Here is a 22,073-nt window from a genome sequence, read left to right as displayed (position 1 = left end):
TGCCGTTCGACCGGCCGGTGTCGGTGGCTGGTGACATCATGTCCTCCTGCGGGGAGGGCACATGGAACGAGCACGTAGAGCACTGCTGATCGGGGTCGGACGGGCACCCGCCGCCGAGGGGCTGCTGGAACCGCTGGACGAGGTCGTCGAGGCCGATTTGAGGCTGATGTCCTCGGTGCTGGACGGGGTCGGCTACGAGGTGGAGGTCCTGCACGACGCGGACCGCGGCCAGATCCAGCGCAAGCTCTACGAGGTGGCCGGCGCGGCGACACCCGACAGCACGCTCCTGCTGTACTTCACCGGGCACGGCATTCGTGTGGGCGGCGCCGACTACCTCGTGCCCACCGACGCCGAGCCTTCGCCCGAGGGAGAGTGGGAGTGGCCGTACCTGGATTCGCTGCTGCCGGCGAACATCAGCCAGTTGCTCACGAAGTGCCGGGCCGGGACGGTGCTCTGGCTGGTCGACGCCTGCCGTACCGAGCTCGGCGACGGCGAGACGGCTTTCGGCAACGCCATCGACAACGGCCCGCCGAGGAGCGGCTTCGCCGTGCTGACCGCCTGCTCCGAAGGTGAACGCAGCGGCCACTCGGTCGAAGGCAGCTTCTTCACCCGGGGGCTGGCGGACGCGCTAGGCCCGTTGACGTCGGCGCGGACCGTCGAGGAGGTCTTCCAGCTGGCCCGGGGCCGTACGGCGGCGGCCGCGCGTCGGCACCGCCTGTCCCAGACGGCCCGGATCCGCTACGGCACCAACGGTGAGCCTGCGACCCGGGAGACGGAGATCTGCGAGGGGCGGCCGCTGCTGGAGACCTGGCTGCGGGCGGTGCGCGAGACGCCGCTGTGGGGGCGGGTGCGTTCGGAGGACGCGGTCTCGGTTCCCCGGTTCCAGGAGCAGTTGGCGGGCTTCGTGGAGCAGTGTGCCCGGACACTGCATCTGGCCCAGGGACGGCTTCCCTGCCCCGATCCCTGGGCGGACGAGGCTTTCCCCGTCCGCCTGATCGAGAAACGGCTGCCGCTGGTGCTGCCCGACGCTCAGCGACTGTCCGCCGTGGAAGTGGCGTTCCTGGTCGCAGCGCCGTTCCTGTGGGAAGCAGCGTGGGCCGACCGGCTGAGCCAGGCCGCCGAAGTCGCCCCCTACCGAGCGGACCGGCAGCCGCTCGCGGAGGCCCATCGCAGGCACTTCGAGCAGGTCTGCGACCAGCATGTGCGCGTCGCGCGCAAAGTGGAGCAGTGCCGGGCCCGCGGTCGGGTGGAGGACGAGACCGCAGTCGTCATGTGGCTGGTGCACCGTTGGATCGCCGACCGCCTCGAGACGGACGACGAACCCGTGCCGGCCGATCCCGCCGAGGTGCTCGTCGGCAATCTGGGCGTGGCCTCCGACCGGGTGCACGAGGTGGCGGAGCTGCTGTGCGCGGCGGCCTCGGCTGTCGGCCTCGACGAAGTGCTCGACGGTGTGGTGGCGTCCGGCCGGGCGCCGGGCAAGGTGGTGCTGCCCGATGGACCCCAGCCGCTGCGGATACGGCCGCTCGCCGCGCTGCTGAGACTGGCAGCCGTGCTGTCCGTCGACGTACGGACGTTTCCCGAGATCGTGTCCGAGCACCTGGCCGTGACGGATCCGGTCCTGCCCGAGCACGTGACGGCCGTCGCGCACGGGCTGAGCTGGGAACGGGAGGACTCGGCGCTCGATCTCGACGCACCCTGTCCGCATCAGGCGGTGCACGCCGCGCTCGCGGAGATCACCGAGGAGGCGGACCAGCTCGTCGCGCAGATCCGCAACCGTGCCGACGAATTGCCGGGCGTGGAGGCGGCTCTGCTGGCGGACGTACCGAAGCGGGTGACCGGCCGTGCGCTGCGCCCGGCGCGGACCGGCGGCGGTCTCGAGCCGTACGAGGTGCCGTTGCTGCGCTTCCATCTCGCCCAGTCGGAGGTGCGGGAACTGCTGATGGGCGAGCAGTTGTACGGCGGCGACCCCACCCTCGCACTGCGTGAGCTGTATCAGAACGCCATGGACGCGTGCCGGTACCGGGCCATGCGGTGGCAGTACCTCACCGGCACCGGTGCCCACCCTGCGCCCTGGAACGGACACATCAGCTTCACCCAGGGCGCGGACGAGCGGGGACGGTACGTCGAGTGCCGGGACAACGGGGTGGGTATGAGCGAGGAACTGCTCACCCACACCTTCACGCAGGCCGGCAGCCGCTTCGAACGATCCAAGGCCTTCCGCCGCGAGCAGTCACGCTGGCTACGGCACGATCGCGCCCTTCGGCTCTACCCCAACAGCCGTTTCGGCATTGGCGTGTTCAGCTACTTCATGCTCGCCGACGAGATGATGATCGTGACCCGCCAGGTCAGCCCCGAGGGCATCCCCGCCGAGCACGCCCTGCGGGTCGACATCCCGAGCAGCGGAAGCCTGTTCCGCATCCGCCGCCACACCGGACCGGACGACGGGCTGGCCGAGGGGGGTACCCGGGTACGGCTGTATCTGCGGGAGGGGGCGGCCACGGAGGAGCTGTCGTGCACTCGGGTATTGCGGGAGTTGGTGCGGGTCAGCGAGTTCGCGGTGGAAACCGTGGACGAGGAGGGGACAAGCCATCGATGGGACCCGGACGTCCTGCTGGCTCCGGTGGCGGAGGGCGCTCAAGAGCCTGTGGAGGCGGTACCCGGAGTTCTGTGGTGGGTTGACGGCGAAGGGGCCGTCCTCTGCGACGGGGTGGTGTCGAACCAGAAGCCGTTCGGCTACGTGCTGAACTTGACGGGACCTCATGCGGGGCAGCTCAGTGTCAGCCGTACCGAACTGCAGAGCTTCGATCGGAGCTGGGCGGAAGAGCAGTGGCGGCTGGGGGCCGAGGTGTTGTCGCGATGGGCAGGGCTGACCTTGACGTGGACGGCAGTCCTCGAAAAGCAGAGCCTACGAGTGGCCCAGCTGCTCGACGAGGAGTGGCGGGGGAAGAACATCACGGTAGGCGTGGCCCATGGCGAGCCCGTATCCCTGGACAGGGTGGGCTGGTTCTATTCCGATGTGCAACGCTCCGCCGGTGTCGAGAACGATCGCATCAAGGCATGGCGCAACACCGTCCTGGGCAAAACCGCGGAGAATAACATCCTTGCGCCGCCGCGCAGTTTGATCGGCCATCCCGTGCCCGCGCCCGGGGACGCCGACGTGGCGAAGGCGAACCTCGACGGCTGGCCAAGCGTGGTCGTCTACGCCGCCGAGAAGGAAATGTCTCTCACGAGTCTCCTGCACAGGATGCGCAAGCTGCGCATCCTGGGTTCGGCCTTCTCCCCACCGCCGTCGAGGGAAGACAGCGAACTTGTCTGGGTGCCCTCGACATTGGACAAGGAAGTGGCCGAGGCCTGGAGCAGGTACGCGTCACCACGACGGCATCGCGCCATGGAGCCACGAATCCGTATGGAGGACCCCAGCCTTCTGACGCTGGTCTCCGAACACCTTCGTGTGCCACTGGGCAGAGTGATTCAGGCCATGGCACGTCTGGCTCCGTTTCACTCACTGAAGGTTCCCGAGCCGCCCGAGCACCATATGAACCACATCTGTACCGGGCGCGAGATCCAATACCTCTTTCTTAATACGACCTCAGACCGACGACGCAAGGTGGTCGGCCCGGCCGACGTACGTCTCGTGTGCCTGAAGACCGGAGCTTCCGAATCCGAGGTACTAGCCTGCCTCTCCGAGTTCGGCTGGCTCGGCTGGAGCGTCCCGCCGAGCTCAGAGATGGCCTCCTGGCCCGCGCTGGACGACGATTCGAGGGAAATCTTCAGCCAATTGAGTTCGTGGCGCCTGACAAAGGGAGGCGAGCTGGACTGGGCCGCCACGATCTACATTGCGGGTGCCCTTCAGATCTCCGCAGCCGACGCGGAGCGACGGGTGGCCAAAACCGCCGAGATTCTCGGTCTGCCCCATGAACGGCGTTACATCAACGGCCACTCGGGAAGCGAGATCGTACCTTCCTGGGAAACCGCCCAATTCATGGAATTCCTCGTGGACGAATTGGAGCGGTCCCTTGAGAAGGGTCTCGACCTGGTCGACCTCTACTTTGCCCTGCAGCACGACACTGATCTGGGGGAGCAAGCAGAGATCCTGCGCGCGCTGGGCGTTTCCCTGCCCGACGACTACAGGCTCAGCTCGTCCTGGAACGCACTGAGTCTGCGCAGCCAATACGTCCTTTCGGGCAGAGATGCCGGCAGCGACGACTTCGGCTTCCCTGCCGAGTCGATCACTACGGAAGTACTGGTCAACGCTGCCATGCATCTGAAGGAATCACTGGCAGACGTGTGGCGGCTCGCCGATTCACCTGCCTGCGAATTCGGCCTCAAGATCCCGCCCCTGCCTGAAGCTCTTGCCGACAGTCGTCCCACCTGGGAACTCTGTACCGCCCTCTGTGACACCACCTTCAAGTCCGGCACACCTGAGTGGATGCCACTGACGCCAGAGGCACTGGCCGAATACGCTTGGAGGTGCGATCTGGAACCTGGTACCGCCTACCTGCAACTCGCCGAGTACCGAGCACTCGGGGCTGTCGTCCCCGCGCTCACCTCTGATGAACTTGCCGCCCTGTCCGGCCACGTCCCGGACGAATGGGACCTGGCGGCCCTGTCGCTCGATGCGCGCGTCTCGGCGCGTGACTTGCCTTACACCCCTCTCGACCTGGTGAGTATCGCTGCCAGGCTCGGCGAACCGGTCGCCGACACCTTGCACCGCATCGCGCCGTACCTCCCTCTGCTCCCGTCGGCAACGTCTGTCCCGGCCGCTGCCGACACCGTCCCCTGCTGGCAGGACCTCACCCTGCTCACCCAGTACCTGGACGGCAGGCTGCCCGTGATCGACGGCACGGTGTCGCACCGGCACGTCACGCTCGCCGCCGAAGCGACAGGCGAGAGCGAGGCGTGGATCAGGCAGCGACTGCACCTGTACGCCGAGATGTTCAGTTTGACCGTCCCCGCCGCAGAAGACCGGAACGAAGACGAGACCTGACGCATATGACCCAACCGCCCAACGCCGCACATCACTTCGACCTTGCCTACGCGGAGGAGGACATGGGCCGGACAGCCACCGCCTTCACCCACACCGCGTCCACGGACCGGCAAGGTCTCGTCGTCGCGGGCAAGTGCCCGCGCTGTCACGGGCAGACGTCCACCGAGTACCGTCACGGCGCGCCCGGTACCGGTACCAAGGGGCTGCGGTCCTGGCTCGCCGGGAAGCAGCCCGAGCCGGATCCGGTCGAGGACGCCGGACAATTGCTCCAGGAGACCCATTTCTGCGAGTGCGGGCATCCGCATCCGAACCTTCCGCAGGACGCCCCGTTCATCGGCTGCGGAGCCAGTTGGCGCATCGAGGTGCTGAATCGAGGTGAGGCCGGATGAGCGCGCAGTCCGACCGACGCTGGACCCAACTGGCGCGCGAGATGGAGTTCTCCGAGCTCAGCGAACTCCGGAAGCAGGCGGAGGGCTGGCGCAATGGGCTGACCGGGCTCACCACATTGCTGGCGGTGCTGGTGACGCTCAAGGGGCGTGACGATCTGTCGCAGCTTCCGGCCGTCGCGCGGAACACGGCCGCGGTGTTGCTCACCGTGGCGTTTGGGTCACTGGCCGCCGGCTCGGTACTGGCGGTACGGGCCGCTCATGGCCGACCGGGCAGTCGGGTATTGCTCACCGGGCAGGTGCTGCGTCGATGGACCGAGCAGGAGGTCGTTCGGGTCACCGGGGCGCTGCGGCAGGCCTCGGTGTACTTCGTGGTGGGGATCGTTCTGGTGTGCGGTGCGGTCGTCGTCGCCTGGGCGACCACGGAGTCTGCGCCTGACCAACTGGTGCGGGTGGCGACAAGGAGTGGCGAGCAGTGCGGGGAGTTCCTGGGATCCGGCCCGGGTGGGGTGGTACTGCGGACCGCAGGTGAGAAGCGTGTGGTGCTGGCCGCACGGAGCGTGTTGTCCGTGACGCCGGTCCAGGAATGCGGAAGTGGTGGCGCGGAGTAGCGTGGTTGATCAGCCCGTGCCGGTCCACTTGGCTTGTCTCGTTCAGACGGCGGAGCCGCAGCTGGTGATGTTGATCCAGCCCGTCCCGCTGGGCGGATCAGCCGAGCGGTAGTTCAACTATGAACGTCGTCGCGCCCGGACGGCTCTCCAAGGTCACCGTCCCCCGGTGCGCCTCCACCACCGCCGCCACGATCGACAGGCCAAGGCCCGCTCCCCCGCCGGGGGCGTCCGCGCGGCGGCGGTGTTCCGCTCTCGTGAAGCGTTCGAAGACGCCGGATCGGATGTCCTCCGGGATGCCGGGGCCGTCGTCGTGGACCTGAAGGGCCACCCGGGTGCCGTCCGTCTCCAGCGTCACCGTCACCTTCGTGCCCGCAGGGGTGTGCAGTCGGGCGTTGGCCAACAGGTTGGCCAACACCTGTTGCAGGCGGTGCGTGTCACCCGGCACCGTCACCGGTTCCTCGGGGAGGTCCAGGGTCCAGCGGTGGTCGGGACCCGTGACGCGGGCGTCCGTGACCGCGTCCAGGGTCAGGCGAGTGAGGTCGACCGGGTGGCTCTCCAGCGGGCGGCCCGCGTCCAGGCGGGCCAGCAGGAGGAGGTCGTCGACCATCTCGCCCATCCGGGCGGACTCGGCGGCGATGCGCTCCAGGGCCCGGGTGATCTCGGGAGGCAGCGGGCCCGGGTGGAGCAGCGCCAGTTCCGCGTGGCCGCGGACCGAGGCGACCGGGGTGCGCAGTTCGTGGCTGGCGTCGGCCGCGAAGGTGCGCAGGCGTTCCTCGCTGGCGTGGCGTTTGGTGAGCGCGTCCTCGACGTGGCCCAGCATGCGGTTGAACGCGGTGGCCATCCGGCCGACCTCGCCGCGGGGGTCGGACTCGGGGGCGCGGGGCGGCAGGGCCACCTCGCCGCTGGCGAGCGGGAGTTCGCTGACCCGGGCGGCCGTCGCCGCGACGCGGCTCAGGGGACGCAGGGACCAGCGGACCCAGAGGGCGCCGGCCACTCCGGCCACGGCCAGGGCGAGGCCGAAGACGGCGGCGGAGACCAGTTCCAGGCGGTGCACGGTGGCCCGGACGGGCTCCAGGGGCAGACCGGTGATCAGGACGTCGCCGTCGCGGCCGGTCCAGGCCAGGAGCCGGTAGTCGTGGATCGAGGCGAGGGGGACCGTGTGCGCCCTGCCGTCCACCGGGATCCGGGCGAGGGCCGCACGGTCGCCCGCGGTGAGGCCGACGGTCAGGTCGGGGTCGGCGCCGGACGGGATCAGGGCCGCGTTGGTGACCCGGCCGTTGAGGAGGCGGGCGCCGAAGGTGCCGGCGGCCTGGCGCCGGGTGTCGCCATGCTCGTCGCCGTCGCGGTCACTGGGCTTGTACGTGCCGTGTTCCAGCGACTGCGGGAAGCTCGGCCCGGTCTGCTGGAGCTGCTGGTCCAGACGCCCGGTGAGAAAGCCGTTCAGCTCGACCACGGCCGCGACGCCCACGGCCGCGCAGCTCAGCGCGAGCAGGACGACCAGTCCGGCCGTGAGGCGGGCGCGGAGGGTGCGGGGGCGGGGCAGGCGCCGTAGCGCTCGTAGCCGTCGTACGAGACTCACCTGGTCACCGGCTTGAGGACGTAACCCGCGCCGCGGACCGTGTGGATCATGGGCTCACGGCCCGCGTCCACCTTCTTGCGCAGGTAGGAGATGTACAGCTCGACGACGTGGGCGCGGCCGCCGAAGTCGTAGGACCAGACGCGGTCGAGAATCTGTGCCTTGCTGAGGACGCGGCGCGGGTTGCGCATCAGGAAGCGGAGGAGTTCGAACTCGGTCGGGGAGAGCTCGATCAGCTCGCCCGCCCGGGTCACCTCGCGGGCCTCCTCGTCCATGGTCAGGTCGCCGACGACCAGCCGGGGGCCGTCCTCCTGCTGGCGGGCCATGCCGGCCCGGCGCAGCAGGCCGCGCAGCCGGGCGACCACCTCCTCCAGGCTGAAGGGCTTGGTCACGTAGTCGTCGCCGCCCGCGGTGATGCCGGTGATGCGGTCCTCGACGGCGTCCCGGGCGGTGAGGAAGAGCACACAGACATCCGGCTTGACCTGGTGCAGCGAGCGGAGCACGGCGAAGCCGTCGGTGTCCGGGAGCATCACGTCGAGGACCACCGCGTCCGGGAGCAGCTCGCGGGCGGTGGTCAGCGCGGTCGCGCCGTCGCCGGCCTCGCGGACCTCCCAGCCTTCGTAGCGAAGGGCACCGGTGAGCACCTCAGCGAGGTCGGGGTCGTCGTCGACGACGAGGACCCGGAGCGGGGTGCCGTCGGGTCGGGTGAGGGCAGGGCGGCCGGAGCGGGTCGTGTTCATCGCGTCTACCAGCATCGCTCCTTCGAGCCGCGCTGAGGGACCCCCGGTGCTCTGAGTTTCCTCTGAGCCGGCTCAGGCGGTCCCGGTTCAGAGGGTGCTCAGAAGTTCGGGTTGCACAGTGGCGTCCTGACCGGAGAAAGGACACGACTCATGACGACCGTGGACGAACGGCGTACGGCCTCGGCCATGCACGCCGTGGCCACGCGCCGCTCCCCCGCCGCCGCCGTGCTCGCTCTGCTGTGGGCCGGTGCGGCGGCCGTGGTCCTGCTGTGGTGGTCGGACACCGGCTCGGTCGTCGGTGCGGCGGGCTGGCTGACCGGGGCCGGCCGGATCGCCGGGCTGCTGTGCGGGTACGCCTGCGCGGTGCTCGTCGGCCTGATGGCCCGGGTGTCCGTGCTGGAGGTGCGGATCGGCTCGGACCGGGTCGCCCGCTGGCATGCGATGGCCGGCCGGTACACGGTCTGTCTGCTGGTCGTCCACGTCGCGCTGATCCTCACCGGGTACGCGGCCCAGGACCACGCCTCGCTCGTCCACGAGACGCTGAACGTCGTCCTGGACTACCCCGACATGCTGAAGGCGACCGCCGGTACGGTGATCCTCTTCGCCGTCGGCATCACCTCGATGCGCGCGGCGCGGCGCCGTACCAGCTACGAGTTCTGGTACTACGTCCACCTGCTCACGTACGCGGCCGTCTTCCTCGCCTTCTTCCACCAGCTGACGCTGGGCAACGACTTCAACGGCAAGCCGGTCGCCACCGCCTTCTGGTACGCGCTGTACCTGGGGGTCGCGGCGCTGGTGCTGTGGTTCCGGATCCTGGGGCCCGTGCGGCTCAACCTCCGGCACCGGCTGCGCGTGCACTCCGTGCAGAAGGAGGCGCCGGGCGTCTACTCGGTCGTCGTCCAGGGCCGGCGGATCGAGGAGCTGGGCGCCCAGGCCGGGCAATTCTTCCGCTGGCGCTTCTTCGGCGGCGACGGCATGGGGTGGACGTCGACCCCCTACTCCCTGTCGGCACCGCCGCGCGATGACCTGCTGCGGATCACCGTCAAGGCACTCGGTGACCACAGCACGGCGGTGGCACTGCTGCGCCCAGGCACCCGGGTGTGGGCGGAGGGCCCGTACGGCGCACTCACCGCGGACCGGGCCAGCAGTCACCGGACCCTGCTGATCGCGGCCGGCGTCGGCGTCACCCCGCTGCGGGCGCTCTTCGAGACCCTGCCCGGCGAGGTCACGCTGCTCTACCGGGCGCGTACCGCCGAGGACCTGGCGCTGGGCGGCGAGCTGGAGGCGATCGCACGCTGGCGCGGGGCCCAGGTGCTGTACGCCCTCAACGGCTCACAGGGCGAGCGCCCCGCCCTGACGGCGGAGTCGCTGCGGGCGGCCTTCCCGGGCCTTGCCGGTTACGACGTGTACATCTGCGGTCCGCACGGCTTCGCCCAGGAGCTGTACGGGGCGCTGCGCGCCGCCGGCGTGCCCGATCGCCGTATCCACCACGAGTCCTTCGAGCTGTGAGGCCCCTGTCGTGCACGCACTGAACAAGAACCGGCCGCTGCGGCGGATCATGCTGGCGAGTGCCGCCACCGTCTCCGGGATGGTGATGCTGCTGGCGCTGAAGCCGCACACCACCCCGACCGTGATCAGCGACTCGGCGGCTCCTGCCCCGTCGGCCGGCGCGAGCGACTCACCGGGCGCGAGCAGCGGCTCCGGCAAGTCCGGGAGCAGCAGCTCCGGCACCCGGACCGTCACCGGGGACACGGTCCAGACCCGCTGGGGCCCCGTCCAGGTGAAGGTGACCATCAAGAGCGGAAAGATCACCGACGTCACGGCCGTGCAGTACCCGACGGAGAACCCCCGTGACCAGCAGATCAACAGCTACGCCATCCCGCAGTTGCGCCGCGAGACGCTGACGGCGCAGAGCGCGCAGATCGACACCGTCTCCGGGGCCACCTACACCAGCACCGGCTACAAGCAGTCACTCCAGTCGGCACTGGACTCCGCAGGTCGCTGAACACTCGGGCCGTGCCGCACGTATCTGTGGGCCAAGGGTCAAGTCCCCACGGAGGAACCGTGACCACCACGCTCGCAGGCGGACGTGCCGCCCGCCGCCAGACGATGCGCCGCATCCGCCCGCGCCGCTCCCCGGCCGTACCGCTGCTGCTCGCCGTATGGGCGGGCGCGGCGGCCGTGCTGTGGCTGTGGTGGCACAACACGCCGTCCATCGCCGACCAGAACGGCAAGATCCTCAACGCCGGCCGGATCACCGGCCTGCTGGCCGGGTACCTGATGGCACTCGTCGTGCTGCAAATGGCCCGGGTGCCGGCACTGGAGCGGCGGGTCGGCTCCGACCGCGTCGCCCGCTGGCACGCGATGAGCGGCCGATACACCCTCTGCCTGGTCTTCGCGCACGTCTTCCTCATCATGTGGGGCTATGCCCTGCAGGCAGGCAAGACGCTGAACGACATCGTCCAGCAGACCATCGACTCCATCAACCAGCTCCCCGACATGGGCAAGGCGGCCATCGGCACCGGCCTGTTCGTGGTCATCGGGTTGACGTCGATCGGCCCGGTCCGGCGCAGGATGCCGTACGACACCTGGTACCACGTGCACCTGCTCACGTACGCCGCGGTGTTCCTGACCTTCTGGCACCAGATCACCACCGGCAACGACTTCGCCCTCACGCCGATCGCCAAGACCTTCTGGTACGGCCTGTACGGCGCCGTCACCGCGCTGGTCGTCTGGTACCGGATCCTCACCCCGATCCGGCTCAACCTGCGGCACCGGATGCGGGTCGAGGCGGTCATCGAGGAGACGCCGGGCATCGTCTCGGTGCTGATCGGCGGGCGCAGGCTGCACCGGATGGGCGCGCAGGCCGGCCAGTTCTTCCGCTGGCGGTTCATGGCCCCCGGGATGCGGTTCAGTTCGCACCCGTACTCGCTGTCGGCGGCGCCCCGCCCCGACATGCTGCGGATCACCGTCAAGGCGATCGGCGACCACAGCGCGCGGCTGCGCGAACTACGGCCCGGAACCAGGGTGTGGGCCGAAGGGCCGTACGGGGCGATGACCGCGTCCCGGCGCAGCCGCGGCAAGGTTCTGCTGGTGGCGGGCGGCGTCGGGATCACGCCGATGCGGGCGCTGTTCGAGACGCTGCCCGGCGCCGCCGGCGACCTGACCCTGCTCTACCGGGCCAACACCACGCAGGACCTGGCGCTCTGGGACGAACTGGCCAAGATCGCCAACGAGCGCGGGGCCCGGCTGATGTACGCGGTCAACAGCCCGGAGGGCGAGCGGCCGGACATCTCCGCCGAGAACCTCCAGCGGAAGATCCCGGACATCGACAACCACGACGTCTTCATGTGCGGCCCGCCCGGGTTCGCGCAGGGCGTGTACGAAGCACTGCGCGGCGCGGGGGTTCCCGCCCGCCGCATCCATCACGAGTCGTTCGAGATGTGAGCGACGGGACCACGGAATCCAGGGAATCGGGAGTTCGGAAACGATGAGGAAGAGTCACCCCCTCCGGCGTGTGGTGCTGGCCACCGCGGCGACCGTGTCCGGTGTCGTGCTGCTGCTGTCGCTGAAGCCGTCGTCCGACCCGGCGTCCGCGTCGGCGGCGGGCGCGGCCCCCTCGGCCGCGGCGGCGGGCCAGGAGTCGCCGCAGGGCGGCACCGGGGCCGCCGGCGCCACCACCGTCACCGGTGACGCGACGCAGACCCAGTACGGGGTCGTGCAGGTTCGGCTGACCGTGGCCAACGGCAAGATCACGCAGGCCGAGGCGGTCCAGGCGCCCAAGGGCGGCACCAGCGACCAGAAGACCGCGCTGTCGGTGCCGCAGCTGAACAAGGAGACGGTGGCGGCGCAGAGCGCGAACATCGACTCGGTCTCCGGCGCGACCTACACCAGCACCGGCTACAAGCAGTCGCTGCAGTCCGCGCTGGACAAGATGAAGGAGACGGCGGGCGCGACCGGCGCCTCGGGTTCCTCGGGCTCCTCATCGGGTACTTCGGGTTCCTCCGGCTCCGCGCAGGCGCAGGCCAAGACGGTGACCGGGCAGGTCGCGCAGACCCAGTACGGGCCGGTGCAGGTCCGGATCACCGTCTCCGGCGGAAAGATCACCAAGGCGGAGGCCGTACAGGCGCCCAAGGGCGGCACCAGCGACCAGAAGACCGCGCTGTCCGTGCCGAAGCTCAACCAGGAGGCGGTGGCGGCCGGGAACGCGAACATCGACTCCGTCTCCGGGGCCACCTACACCAGCACCGGCTACAAGCAGTCCCTGCAGTCGGCGCTGGACCAGGCCGGTGGCTGAGGCGGTGGCCGACGCGGAGGCTCCCGCCACGGTGCGTCACGCGGAGGAGGTCATGGGGACCGTCTTCTCCTTCGACGTCCGCGGCGGGGATCCGGACGCCGTACGGGCGGCCCTGGACGAGGCGGTCGCCGGGCTGCACCAGGTCGACGAGGTGTTCAGCACCTACCGCGAGAACAGCCAGGTGTCCCGGCTGGCGCGGGAGGAGATCGGCCTCCCGGAGTGCGACCCCGAGATGGCCGAGGTGCTGGAGCTCGCTGCCGAGGCGGAGCGGGTGAGCGACGGCTGGTTCAGCACCCGCTACCGGGGGAGCCTGGACCCCACCGGCATCGTCAAGGGCTGGTCCGTCGAGCGGGCGGCGCGGGCGCTGGCACGGGTGGCCGGGGTGACCGGGGTGAGCGTGAACGGGGGCGGCGACGTCCAGATGTTCGGCGCGCCCGAGCCCACGCGGGCCTGGCGGGTGGGGATCGCCGATCCGCTCAGGCCGGGCGGACTGGCCGCGGTGATCACGGCGGCGGGGGTGGACGAGCTGGCGGTGGCCACGTCCGGTACGGCGGAACGGGGCGCCCATATCGTCGACCCGCGGACCGGGAAGTCCGCGGTGACGGACCTGGTGGCGGTGACGGTGGTCGGCCCCCGTCTGACCTGGGCGGACTGCTGGGCCACAGCGGCGTTCGCGATGGGGTCGCGGGCCGGGTTGGCCTGGCTGGAGTCCCTGCCGGACGTCGAGGCCCTGCTGATCACGGCCGGTGATGAGGTGCGGTGCACCGGGGGGCTCGCGGCGCGTCTGGGCTGAGGGCGGGGTGTGACTCACCTGCGCCGGCGGGGCGCCGCCCGCGCCCACCCGTGGGCCCCTTCAGGGGCGCGGGACCGTACCGATCCGCGGCTCCGCCACGGGGCGCGATCAGCCCCCACCCACCCGCAGACGAAACGACTGCCGGACCTTCCTGCGAAGTTTTTCGGATTTCTCCCGCAATACGCCATCCCATCTCCCCCCTCGGCCGTATCCCCTGTGAAGCAAGTTCCGGGAGGAACACCATGGCCATCTTCAGCAACCTCATGCCGGCCATGCACCGGCACCATGACGACCACGACCACGGCCACGACCACGACGACCGGCACGGGCACCGTCACGACCACGACCACGACCACGGCCACGACGACCGGCACGGCCACCGCCACGACCACGGCGACCGGCACGGGCACAACGGCTACTGACCGCACGGGAAGGGTGAGCGGACCGGCGACCGGGAAAGCCGGTCCGCTCTGCCGCCGGCTCCCGGGGAATCTGTGTCATGGTGCGTTTCCTGCCGCATCCGCCGTCGCCCGGCGAGCCGTCCGACGCCGTCGTCACGGCCGCGCCCCCGGTGTCCCCACGTGAGGTGTTCCGGCGGTTCTGGCCGTACACCCGCGGCGGCCGCCGCTGGCTGGTGCCCGTCGTCCTGCTGAGCCTGACCGCCCCGGTCGTGGACGCGGCGGAACTCTGGCTGTTCAAGACCGTCGTGGACGACGTGCTGGTACCTCGGGATCTGCGGCCGTTCCTGTGGGTCGCACCGGCCTATCTCGGTCTCGTCGTCTGCTCCGGCGTGCTGGGCTTCGCCGACGATGTGACGTCCACCTGGGTCGGCGAACGCTTTCTGCTGTCGCTGCGCTCCGATGTCTTCCGGCACGTCCAGGGGCTGTCGCTCGGCTTCTTCGAGCGCCGGCGGCTCGGGGACGTGCTCTCCCGGGTCACGGGCGACGTCGACGCGGTGGAGACGTTCCTGCTCTCGGGCGTGGCGGACGCCCTGTACTACGTGATCCGCCTCGGTGTCTTCGTCGGTCTGCTGTTCTATCTGCGCTGGGACCTGACCCTGCTCGCCCTCGTCATCGTGCCGCTGTTCTGGGGGTCCGCCCGGCACTTCTCCCGGCTGATCAAGGAGGCGTCGCGGGAGCGCAGGCGTCGCGGCGGCTCGCTCAGCGCGATCGCCGAGGAGTCGCTGGGCAACGTGGTGCTGGTGCAGGCGTACAACCGGCAGGGCTGGGAGGCACGCCGGTTCGACCGGGAGAACGTCGGCAGGTTCCGGGCGGCGATGGCCTCGGCACGGATCCGTGCCGTGTACGGACCCGTCGTCGAGTTCATCGAGGTGGCGGGCGGCCTCGCGGTGCTGGGCCTCGGCACCTGGAAGCTGGCGGAGGGCCAGCTCACCCTCGGCGGACTGCTGGTGTTCCTCGCCCTGATCGGCAAGCTGTACAGCCCGGTGCACGGCCTGTCCGGGCTCGGCACCACCTTCTACGCGGCCTCCGCCTCGGCGGAACGGATCATCGAACTGCTGGACCAGCGCCCCCAGGTGACCGAGGCGCCGGGGGCCCGGCGGATCGACCGGGCGCGGGGTGCCGTGGAGTTCGACGGGGTGTGGTTCCGCTATCCCGGTACGGCGGCCTGGGCGCTGTCGGACGTGTCCTTCGAGGTGGCGCCCGGTCAGACGCTGGCGCTGGTCGGGGCGAGCGGGGCGGGCAAGTCCACGCTCGCGAAGCTGCAGTTGCGGTTCTACGACCCCGACCGGGGCGCGGTCCGGCTGGACGGGACCGACCTGCGCGAGTTCAGCCTGTCGGACGTGCGGGAGAGCGTGGCGGTGGTGCTGCAGGAGACGCTGGTCTTCCACGGCACCGTGCGGGACAACATCGCCTACGGCCGGCCGGCGGCCACGGAGGCGGAGATCATTGCGGCGGCGCGGGCCGCGGACGCGCACGAGTTCGTCGAGCGGCTTCCGGAGGGCTACGACACGCTCGTCGGGCAGCGCGGCCGGACGCTCTCCGGCGGCCAGTGCCAGCGGCTGGCGATCGCCCGGGCGATGATCCGGGACGCGCCGGTGCTGCTCCTGGACGAACCGACCGCCGGGCTCGACGTCCGCTCGGGCCGGCGGATCATGGACCCGCTGCGCCGGCTGATGGCCGGGCGGACGACCATCGTCATCTCGCACAATCTGCTGACCGTCCGCGACGCCACCCGGATCGTGGTGCTCGACCACGGCCGGGTCGTCGAGGACGGCGCGCACGCGGACCTGCTCCGGCGGGAAGGGACGTACGCCCGGCTGCACCGGCTGAACGCGGGCGCGGTGCTGTCCTGAGCCTCGCCGGCCAAGCTCTGCCGGTGCGTGCTCGAGAGGTGCGGTTCACGTCTGCGGCGCCACCACCTTGCCCTTCTGCAGCTCGGCGGTGGCCAGGACGGCGCCGGCGGGAGAGGTCAGACGGGCGCCGGTGTACTTGGTGAGGTCGACGGGCACCGCCACGCCCCAGTTGCCGCGTCCGGCCCGCAGCGGGAACTCGCCGACCCTGACGGTGCCGCCGTCGGCGCGTCCGAGGAGGCAGGTGACCTTGCCGGTGTACGGAGTGCCGGTGAGGGCGACGGACACGAAGATCCAGGCGGGGCTGCCCGGGTGGGCGTAGACCTCGCCGACGGGCTGCCCCCCGCCGGCCGGAATCATGTCCCCGACCAGCACGGGCTCGGACTCGACGGCGGGCGGTGCCGAGGCGGTGACCTCCTGGACGGCGGTGCCGACCGCCCAGCCGGCGAATCCGACGGCGACGGCGAGGGCGGCGACGACCGCCGCGAGCCGCAGCCGGGCCCGCCGGGCGTGGCTGCGCCAGTCCCGGGGGGCGCGGGCGGCGGGCCGCTGCCCTTCGGGTCCCGCCGCCTGCTCGGTGAGACTGCGCGCCACCCGGGCCTCGAAGCCGGGCGGCGGCTCGCGCTCCGGCAGCAGGCCGATCAACCGGTCGCCGATCCCGGTCAGTTGGCGTACGTACTCCCGGCAGTCCGCGCACCGGTCCAGATGGGCGACGGCCTCGGCCCGCTCGCGGCCGGGCAGTACGCCCAGCGCCAGTTCGGCGCCGACCTCCCGCAGCTTCTCGCAGTGCGCGTCACTGGACATGGTCGCCTCGCTTCGGAGACGCGAGTGCGGTGCGGAGCTTCGCCATCGCCGCTCTGATCCGCGTCTTGGCGGTGCCCAGCGGGATCTGCTCCGCGTCGGCGATCTGCTGGGCGGTCATGCCGTAGATGCCTGCCATCGTCAGGGCCCTGGCCTGCTCCCGCGGCAGCCGCGCCAGTGCGGCCCGGAGCTGGGTGGAGGCCTCGTCGGCCAGCGCCCACTGCTCGGGGGTCTCGGTGACGGCTTCGAGGAGGGGGTCGAGGCCCTCGGGTGCCATCGGTTCCGTCCGCCGGGCGCGGACGGCGTCGACGGCGAGGTTGTGCGCGATGGTCGTCAGCCAGGTCGCGACCGAGCCGCGGCGCGAGTCGTAGATCTGGGCATGCCGCCAGGCACGCTCGAACGTCTGCTGGGCGACGTCCTCGGCGAGCTGCAGGTCCCCGGTGACGGCCATGGCGACTCCGAAGACCCGGTGCTGGAACCTCCGTACGAAGATCACAGCGAGCTCCGGATCTCCGGTGGCCAGCCCGGACAGCAGAGCCTCGTCCGGGAGGCGGCCGATGGGGAACCGGAATCCCGACACACCTCTGTATACGTTCGACGGCCGCCAGGGGATTGCCCTCCCGCCTGTCCGCCCGCCGCGGAAGATCACATGTCCATTGTCCGTCGGCGGGCCGGGCCCCGCACGCGGGTCAGTGGCCGTTCTGGGCCAGGCGCAGCAGGTGGTCCGCGAGGGCCTGGCCCCCCGTCGGCTCACGGCTGATGAGCAGCAGCGTGTCGTCCCCCGCGATCGTCCCCAGGATGTCCTGCAGCTCCGCCTGGTCGATCGCGGACGCGAGGAACTGCGCCGCCCCCGGCGGAGTCCGCAGGACGACGAGGTTCGCCGACGCCTCCGCCGAGATCAGGAGTTCCTGGGAGAGGCGCCGCATCCGCTCCTCCTTCGCGGACTCCCCCAGCGGCGCCCGCGGGGTGCGGAAACCTCCCTCGCTGGGCACCGCGTAGATCAGTTCCCCGTCGGTGTTGCGGATCTTCACCGCGTTCAGCTCGTCGAGGTCCCGGGAGAGCGTCGCCTGGGTGACCGTCAGCCCGTCGTCGGCGAGCAGCTTCGCGAGCTGGCTCTGCGACCGCACCGGCTGCCGGTTGAGGATGTCCACGATCCGGCGGTGCCGGGCGGTTCGGGTCTGCGGTACCGCGGGCCCCGCCCCGCCGGACTGGTCGAACTCCTGCGCCTGGCTCATCGTCGTCTCATTCTCCGGATCGTCCGTCCCCGCTCGCTGCGTCGAGGATGCCGGGCAGGGCACTGAGCAGCGCGTCCGCCTCGTCGTCGCGGAGGTTCAGCGGGGGCATCAGCCGAACGACGTCCGGGGCGGGCGCGTTCACCAGGAACCCGGCCTCCTGAGCCGCCTGCTGCACCTGTGCTGCCAGCGGCTCGGTGAGCACGATACCCAGGAGAAGACCCGCGCCCCGGACATAATCGATCAACCGGTGGCCGAGACCCTCGATTCCGTCCCGCAACTTCCCGCTCTGCCGCTTGACGTTCTCCAGCAATCCCTCGTTCTCGATGGTGTCGAGAACGGCGAGCCCGGCGGCGCAGGCGACCGGGTTGCCGCCGAAGGTCGTGCCGTGGTGGCCCGGCTGGAGGAGGTCGGCGGCGCGGCCGAAGGCCACCGTCGCGCCGAGCGGCAGTCCGCCGCCGAGCTGCTTGGCGAGGGTGACGATGTCGGGCAGCACGCCCTCGTGGGCCTGGTACTCGAACCAGGTGCCGGTCCGGCCGATCCCGGTCTGCACCTCGTCGAGGACGAGCAGCGCGCCGGTGGCGGCGGTGATCGCGCGGGCCGCCTTGAGATACCCGGCCGGCGGGACGACCACGCCGTTCTCGCCCTGCACGGGCTCGATGACGACCAGGGCGGTGTCCTCGGTGACGGCGGCGGCCAGCGCCTGCGCGTCGCCGTAGGGCACGTGCGTGACGTCGGCGGGCAGCGGGCGGAACGGGTCCTGCTTGGCGGGCTGCCCGGTGAGCGCGAGGGCGCCCATCGTACGGCCGTGGAAGCCGCCGTCGGTGGCGACCATGTGGGTGCGCCCGGTCAGCCGGCCGATCTTGAAGGCGGCCTCGTTGGCCTCGGCGCCGGAGTTGCAGAAGAAGACCCTGCCCTCCCGGCCGAAGAGCTGGAGCAGCCGTTCGGCGAGGGCGACGGTCGGCTCGGCCATGAAGAAGTTGGAGATGTGGCCGAGGGAGGAGATCTGCCGGCTGACCGCCTCGACGATCGCCGGGTGGGCGTGGCCCAGCGCGTTGGTTGCGATACCGCCGACGAAGTCGTGGTACTGCCGGTCCTCGGTGTCCCACACCTTGACGCCCTCGCCGCGCACCAGGGGCAGCCGCGGGGTGCCGTAGTTGTTCATGAGCGCGCCCTGCCACCGAGTGGTCAGCTCCTGGTTGCTCACGACTGCTTCCCCTCCTGCTCGTCGGGCACGACCATCGTGCCGATTCCTTCGTCCGTGAAGATCTCCAGCAGGATCGAGTGCTGGACCCGGCCGTCGATGACGCGGGCGGTGGTGACGCCGTTGCGTACGGCGTGCAGACAGCCCTCCATCTTCGGCACCATGCCGGAGCTCAGTTCCGGCAGCAGCTTCTCCAGTTGGGAAGCGGTGAGACGGCTGATCACCTCGTCGGAGTTCGGCCAGTCCTCGTAAAGGCCCTCGACGTCGGTGAGGACCATGAGGGTCTCGGCGCCCAGCGCAGCAGCGAGTGCCGCAGCCGCCGTATCAGCATTGACGTTGTAGACATGTCCATCGTCCTGGGAGCGGGCGATCGAGGAGACGACCGGGATCCGGCCGTCGGCGAGCAGGGCCTCGATCGCGCCCGTGTCGATCGCGGTGATCTCGCCGACCCGCCCGATGTCGACGAGCTCGCCGTCGATCTCGGGCCGGTGCTTGGTGGCGCTGATGGTGTGGGCGTCCTCGCCGGTCAGCCCGACGGCCAGCGGACCGTGCTGGTTGAGCAGGTTCACCAGCTCCCGCTGCACCTGCCCGGCCAGCACCATCCGTACGACGTCCATGGCGTCCTCGGTGGTGACCCGGAGCCCGGCCTTGAACTCGCTGACGATGCCGTGCCGGTCCAGGGCGGCGCTGATCTGCGGGCCGCCGCCGTGCACGACGACCGGCTTGAGGCCGGCGTGGTGCAGGAACACGACGTCCTGGGCGAAGGCGGCCTTCAGGTCCTCGTCGATCATGGCGTTGCCGCCGAACTTGATGACGACGGTCCTGCCGTTGTGCCGGGTCAGCCAGGGCAGGGCCTCGATCAGGATCTGGGCCTTGGGCAGCGCGGTGTGCTTTCGCGTGGTGCTCATGAGGAGTAGGCGCTGTTCTCGTGGACGTAGTCGGCGGTCAGGTCGTTGGTCCAGATGGTGGCGGTCTCGGAGCCGGCCGCCAGGTCGGCGACGATGTGCACCTCGCGGTAGCGCATGTCGACCTTCTCGCGGTCCTCGCCGACGCCGCCGTTCTTGCAGACCCAGACGCCGTTGATGGCGACGTTGAGCCGGTCCGGCTCGAAGGCGGCCCTGGTGGTGCCGATGGCGGAGAGCACCCGGCCCCAGTTGGGGTCCTCGCCGTGGACGGCGCACTTGAGGAGGTTGTTGCGGGCGATGGAGCGGCCCACCTCGACGGCGTCGTCCTCGCTGGCCGCGTTGACCACCTCGACCTTGATGTCCTTGCTGGCGCCCTCGGCATCCCGGATCAGCTGCTGGCCGAGGTCGTCGCAGACCTGCCGTACGGCCTCCGCGAACTCCTCGTACTCGGGGGTGGTCCCGGAGGAGCCGGAGGCGAGCAGCAGCACGGTGTCGTTGGTGGACATGCAGCCGTCGGAGTCGACACGGTCGAAGGTGGTCCGGGTGGCGGCCCGCAGCGCCTTGTCCAGGACCTCGCTCTCGACGACGGCGTCCGTGGTGAGCACGACCAGCATGGTGGCGAGGCCGGGGGCGAGCATGCCGGCGCCCTTGGCCATGCCGCCGACGGTCCAGCCCTCCTTGGCGGTCACCACGGACGTCTTGTGCACGGTGTCGGTGGTCTTGATGGCGATGGCGGCCTTCTCGCCGCCGTGCTCACTCAGAGCGGCGGCCGCGGTCTCGACCCCCGGCAGCAGCTTGTCCATCGGGAGGAGCACGCCGATCAGACCGGTCGAGCAGACGGCCACCTCGATGGCGCCACGGCCCAGTACCTCGGCGACCTTCTCGGCCGTCGCGTGGCTGTCCTGGAAGCCCTTGGGGCCCGTACAGGCGTTGGCGCCGCCGGAGTTGAGGACGACGGCCGAGACCTGGCCGCTCTTGAGGACCTGCTCGGACCACAGCACCGGCGCGGCCTTCACCCGGTTGGAGGTGAAGACGCCCGCGGCGGCACGGCGGGGTCCGTTGTTGACCACGAGGGCCAGGTCCGGGTTGCCGCTCTCCTTGATCCCGGCCGCGATGCCCGCGGCCGTGAATCCCTTCGCTGCCGTCACGCTCACGGCGCAACTCCGATCGTGGTCAGCCCGGTGGTCTCGGGGAGACCCAGGGCGAGGTTCATGCTCTGGACGGCACCGCCCGCGGTGCCCTTGGTCAGGTTGTCGATGGCGCTGATCGCGATGATGCGGCCCACGGCGTCGTCGTACGCGACCTGCACCTGAACGGCGTTGGAACCGTAGACGGACGCCGTGGCGGGCCACTGCCCCTCGGGGAGGAGGTGGACGAAGGGCTCGTCGGCGTAGGCCTTCTCGTAGGCGGCCCGGACGGACTCGGCCGTCACTCCGCTCTTCGCCGCGGCGCTGCAGGTGGCGAGGATGCCCCGGGGCATCGGCGCGAGGGTCGGCGTGAAGGAGACGGCGATCCGCTCCCCCGCCACCGCGCTGAGGTTCTGGATCATCTCGGGGGTGTGCCGGTGGCCGCCGCCGACGCCGTACGGCGACATGGAGCCCATGACCTCGCTGCCCAGCAGATGCGGCTTGGCCGCCTTGCCGGCGCCGGAGGTACCGGACGCGGCGACGATCACCGCCTCGGGCTCGGCGATCTGTGCCGTGTAGGCCGGATACAGGGCGAGGGAGACGGCGGTGGGGTAGCAACCGGGTACCGCGATGCGCCTGGACCCCTCCAGCGCGGCGCGGGCACCCGGCAGTTCGGGGAGGCCGTAGGGCCAGGTGCCGGCGTGCGGGGAGCCGTAGAAGCGCTCCCAGTCGGCCGGGTCCTGCAGGCGGAAGTCGGCGCCCATGTCGACGACGAGGACGTCCGGGCCGAGCTGCTCGGCGACGGCGGCGGACTGGCCGTGCGGCAGGGCGAGGAAGACGACGTCGTGCCCGGCGAGGGCCTCGGCGGTCGTCTCCGCCAGCACGCGGTCGGCCAGCGGCAGCAGATGCGGCTGGAGCGCGCCCAGGCGCTGCCCGGCGTTGGAGTTGCCGGTCAGGGCACCGATCTCGACCTCGGGGTGCCCGAGGAGCAGCCGCAGGACCTCTCCGCCCGCATACCCGCTAGCTCCGGCAACCGCCGCACGTACCGCCATGTCCATCCTCCTCTGGATGGCATGACTATACGGTCCCATGCACTTTTATGC

Annotated in this window: 19 protein-coding genes; 10 read left to right on the top strand and 9 right to left on the bottom strand. The window is 70.7% G+C overall.

All coding sequences use genetic code 11. The features are described from left to right. The first annotated feature begins 61 nt into the window (after nt 1-61). From ABZ642_RS32150 to ABZ642_RS32140, 3 genes are read left to right on the top strand one after another with little or no spacing between them, the layout of a single operon-like run. The gene (locus ABZ642_RS32150) at nt 62-4,987 is read left to right on the top strand and encodes a caspase family protein (protein ID WP_360490235.1); all 4,926 of its coding nucleotides are present in this window, start codon (nt 62-64) and stop codon (nt 4,985-4,987) included. Between the two features lie 5 nt (nt 4,988-4,992). Further along, nucleotides 4,993-5,376, top strand: a complete 384-nt coding sequence (locus tag ABZ642_RS32145) for a hypothetical protein (protein ID WP_360490233.1) — start codon at nt 4,993-4,995, stop codon at nt 5,374-5,376. Beyond that, nucleotides 5,373-5,984 (top strand): hypothetical protein, encoded by a 612-nt coding sequence (locus ABZ642_RS32140; RefSeq protein WP_360490231.1) that lies wholly within the window; start codon nt 5,373-5,375, stop codon nt 5,982-5,984. Before ABZ642_RS32145 ends, ABZ642_RS32140 begins: the two co-directional genes overlap by 4 nt. Before the next feature lie 97 nt (nt 5,985-6,081). Here the strand turns inward: ABZ642_RS32140 and ABZ642_RS32135 are convergent, their stop codons facing one another. Together ABZ642_RS32135 and ABZ642_RS32130 are read right to left on the bottom strand one after the other, a co-directional pair. Then, nucleotides 6,082-7,563, bottom strand: coding sequence for a HAMP domain-containing sensor histidine kinase (locus tag ABZ642_RS32135; RefSeq protein ID WP_360490229.1), 1,482 nt, complete (start codon nt 7,561-7,563; stop codon nt 6,082-6,084). Continuing rightward, on the bottom strand, nt 7,560-8,300 hold the full coding sequence (locus ABZ642_RS32130) for a response regulator transcription factor (RefSeq protein ID WP_360490404.1): 741 nt from the start codon (nt 8,298-8,300) through the stop codon (nt 7,560-7,562). Before ABZ642_RS32130 ends, ABZ642_RS32135 begins: the two co-directional genes overlap by 4 nt. Nucleotides 8,301-8,450: 150 nt before the next feature. On the opposite strand from ABZ642_RS32130, the gene ABZ642_RS32125 reads away from it, so the two are divergent. The 7 genes from ABZ642_RS32125 (at nt 8,451) to ABZ642_RS32095 (ending at nt 15,704) form a co-directional block, all read left to right on the top strand. Further along, nucleotides 8,451-9,809 carry a ferric reductase-like transmembrane domain-containing protein gene (locus tag ABZ642_RS32125; protein ID WP_360490227.1) on the top strand — a complete coding sequence of 453 codons (1,359 nt, stop codon included), beginning with the start codon at nt 8,451-8,453 and terminating at the stop codon, nt 9,807-9,809. 10 nt (nt 9,810-9,819) lie between these two features. Then, on the top strand, nt 9,820-10,305 hold the full coding sequence (locus tag ABZ642_RS32120; RefSeq protein ID WP_360490225.1) for an FMN-binding protein: 486 nt from the start codon (nt 9,820-9,822) through the stop codon (nt 10,303-10,305). 59 nt (nt 10,306-10,364) lie between these two features. Further along, the gene (locus ABZ642_RS32115; RefSeq protein ID WP_360490223.1) at nt 10,365-11,747 is read left to right on the top strand and encodes a ferredoxin reductase family protein; all 1,383 of its coding nucleotides are present in this window, start codon (nt 10,365-10,367) and stop codon (nt 11,745-11,747) included. A gap of 43 nt (nt 11,748-11,790) precedes the next feature. Beyond that, nucleotides 11,791-12,597, top strand: coding sequence for an FMN-binding protein (locus ABZ642_RS32110; protein ID WP_360490221.1), 807 nt, complete (start codon nt 11,791-11,793; stop codon nt 12,595-12,597). Then, nucleotides 12,590-13,390: an FAD:protein FMN transferase gene (locus ABZ642_RS32105; RefSeq protein WP_360490219.1), complete on the top strand. Its 801-nt coding sequence runs from the start codon at nt 12,590-12,592 to the stop codon at nt 13,388-13,390. Before ABZ642_RS32110 ends, ABZ642_RS32105 begins: the two co-directional genes overlap by 8 nt. A gap of 242 nt (nt 13,391-13,632) precedes the next feature. Beyond that, nucleotides 13,633-13,812, top strand: coding sequence for a hypothetical protein (locus tag ABZ642_RS32100; protein ID WP_360490217.1), 180 nt, complete (start codon nt 13,633-13,635; stop codon nt 13,810-13,812). 77 nt (nt 13,813-13,889) lie between these two features. Further along, entirely contained in the window at nt 13,890-15,704 is a 1,815-nt protein-coding gene (locus tag ABZ642_RS32095) for an ABC transporter ATP-binding protein (protein WP_360490215.1), read from the top strand. A gap of 45 nt (nt 15,705-15,749) precedes the next feature. On the opposite strand, the gene ABZ642_RS32090 is transcribed toward ABZ642_RS32095, so the two are convergent. From ABZ642_RS32090 to argC, 7 genes are all read right to left on the bottom strand, one after another. Then, nucleotides 15,750-16,505 carry a zf-HC2 domain-containing protein gene (locus ABZ642_RS32090; protein ID WP_360490213.1) on the bottom strand — a complete coding sequence of 252 codons (756 nt, stop codon included), beginning with the start codon at nt 16,503-16,505 and terminating at the stop codon, nt 15,750-15,752. Then, entirely contained in the window at nt 16,495-17,082 is a 588-nt protein-coding gene (locus ABZ642_RS32085) for a sigma-70 family RNA polymerase sigma factor (RefSeq protein ID WP_360490211.1), read from the bottom strand. Before ABZ642_RS32085 ends, ABZ642_RS32090 begins: the two co-directional genes overlap by 11 nt. A 109-nt stretch (nt 17,083-17,191) precedes the next feature. After that, nucleotides 17,192-17,737 (bottom strand): arginine repressor, encoded by a 546-nt coding sequence (locus ABZ642_RS32080; RefSeq protein WP_351320293.1) that lies wholly within the window; start codon nt 17,735-17,737, stop codon nt 17,192-17,194. A gap of 7 nt (nt 17,738-17,744) precedes the next feature. After that, nucleotides 17,745-18,899 (bottom strand): acetylornithine transaminase, encoded by a 1,155-nt coding sequence (locus tag ABZ642_RS32075; RefSeq protein ID WP_360490402.1) that lies wholly within the window; start codon nt 18,897-18,899, stop codon nt 17,745-17,747. Nucleotides 18,900-18,937: 38 nt separating this feature from the next. After that, nucleotides 18,938-19,846 carry an acetylglutamate kinase gene (argB, locus tag ABZ642_RS32070; RefSeq protein WP_360490209.1) on the bottom strand — a complete coding sequence of 303 codons (909 nt, stop codon included), beginning with the start codon at nt 19,844-19,846 and terminating at the stop codon, nt 18,938-18,940. After that, nucleotides 19,843-20,997 (bottom strand): bifunctional glutamate N-acetyltransferase/amino-acid acetyltransferase ArgJ, encoded by a 1,155-nt coding sequence (gene argJ, locus ABZ642_RS32065; protein ID WP_360490207.1) that lies wholly within the window; start codon nt 20,995-20,997, stop codon nt 19,843-19,845. The genes argB and argJ overlap by 4 nt, the downstream gene beginning before the upstream one ends. Beyond that, on the bottom strand, nt 20,994-22,022 hold the full coding sequence (gene argC, locus ABZ642_RS32060) for an N-acetyl-gamma-glutamyl-phosphate reductase (protein WP_360490205.1): 1,029 nt from the start codon (nt 22,020-22,022) through the stop codon (nt 20,994-20,996). Before argC ends, argJ begins: the two co-directional genes overlap by 4 nt. Between the last annotated feature and the right edge of the window lie 51 nt (nt 22,023-22,073).

The sequence above is a fragment of the Streptomyces sp. NPDC007157 genome, assembly GCF_040634235.1.
Classification (GTDB): Bacteria; Actinomycetota; Actinomycetes; order Streptomycetales; family Streptomycetaceae; genus Streptomyces.
The sequence above is the reverse complement of the archived record's forward strand: the minus strand, read 5'-3'. Positions and strand labels throughout refer to the sequence as shown.

Bases quoted from the DNA above. Each gene is read 5' to 3' on its own strand.
- ABZ642_RS32150 (WP_360490235.1), top strand. From the start codon at position 62: ATGGAACGAGCACGTAGAGCACTGCTGATCGGGGTCGGACGGGCACCC.
- ABZ642_RS32145 (WP_360490233.1), top strand. From the start codon at position 4,993: ATGACCCAACCGCCCAACGCCGCACATCACTTCGACCTTGCCTACGCG.
- ABZ642_RS32140 (WP_360490231.1), top strand. From the start codon at position 5,373: ATGAGCGCGCAGTCCGACCGACGCTGGACCCAACTGGCGCGCGAGATG.
- ABZ642_RS32130 (WP_360490404.1), bottom strand. From the start codon at position 8,300: ATGAACACGACCCGCTCCGGCCGCCCTGCCCTCACCCGACCCGACGGC.
- ABZ642_RS32125 (WP_360490227.1), top strand. From the start codon at position 8,451: ATGACGACCGTGGACGAACGGCGTACGGCCTCGGCCATGCACGCCGTG.
- ABZ642_RS32110 (WP_360490221.1), top strand. From the start codon at position 11,791: ATGAGGAAGAGTCACCCCCTCCGGCGTGTGGTGCTGGCCACCGCGGCG.
- ABZ642_RS32100 (WP_360490217.1), top strand. From the start codon at position 13,633: ATGGCCATCTTCAGCAACCTCATGCCGGCCATGCACCGGCACCATGAC.
- ABZ642_RS32095 (WP_360490215.1), top strand. From the start codon at position 13,890: ATGGTGCGTTTCCTGCCGCATCCGCCGTCGCCCGGCGAGCCGTCCGAC.
- ABZ642_RS32090 (WP_360490213.1), bottom strand. From the start codon at position 16,505: ATGTCCAGTGACGCGCACTGCGAGAAGCTGCGGGAGGTCGGCGCCGAA.
- ABZ642_RS32080 (WP_351320293.1), bottom strand. From the start codon at position 17,737: ATGAGCCAGGCGCAGGAGTTCGACCAGTCCGGCGGGGCGGGGCCCGCG.
- ABZ642_RS32075 (WP_360490402.1), bottom strand. From the start codon at position 18,899: ATGAACAACTACGGCACCCCGCGGCTGCCCCTGGTGCGCGGCGAGGGC.
- argB (WP_360490209.1), bottom strand. From the start codon at position 19,846: ATGAGCACCACGCGAAAGCACACCGCGCTGCCCAAGGCCCAGATCCTG.
- argC (WP_360490205.1), bottom strand. From the start codon at position 22,022: ATGGCGGTACGTGCGGCGGTTGCCGGAGCTAGCGGGTATGCGGGCGGA.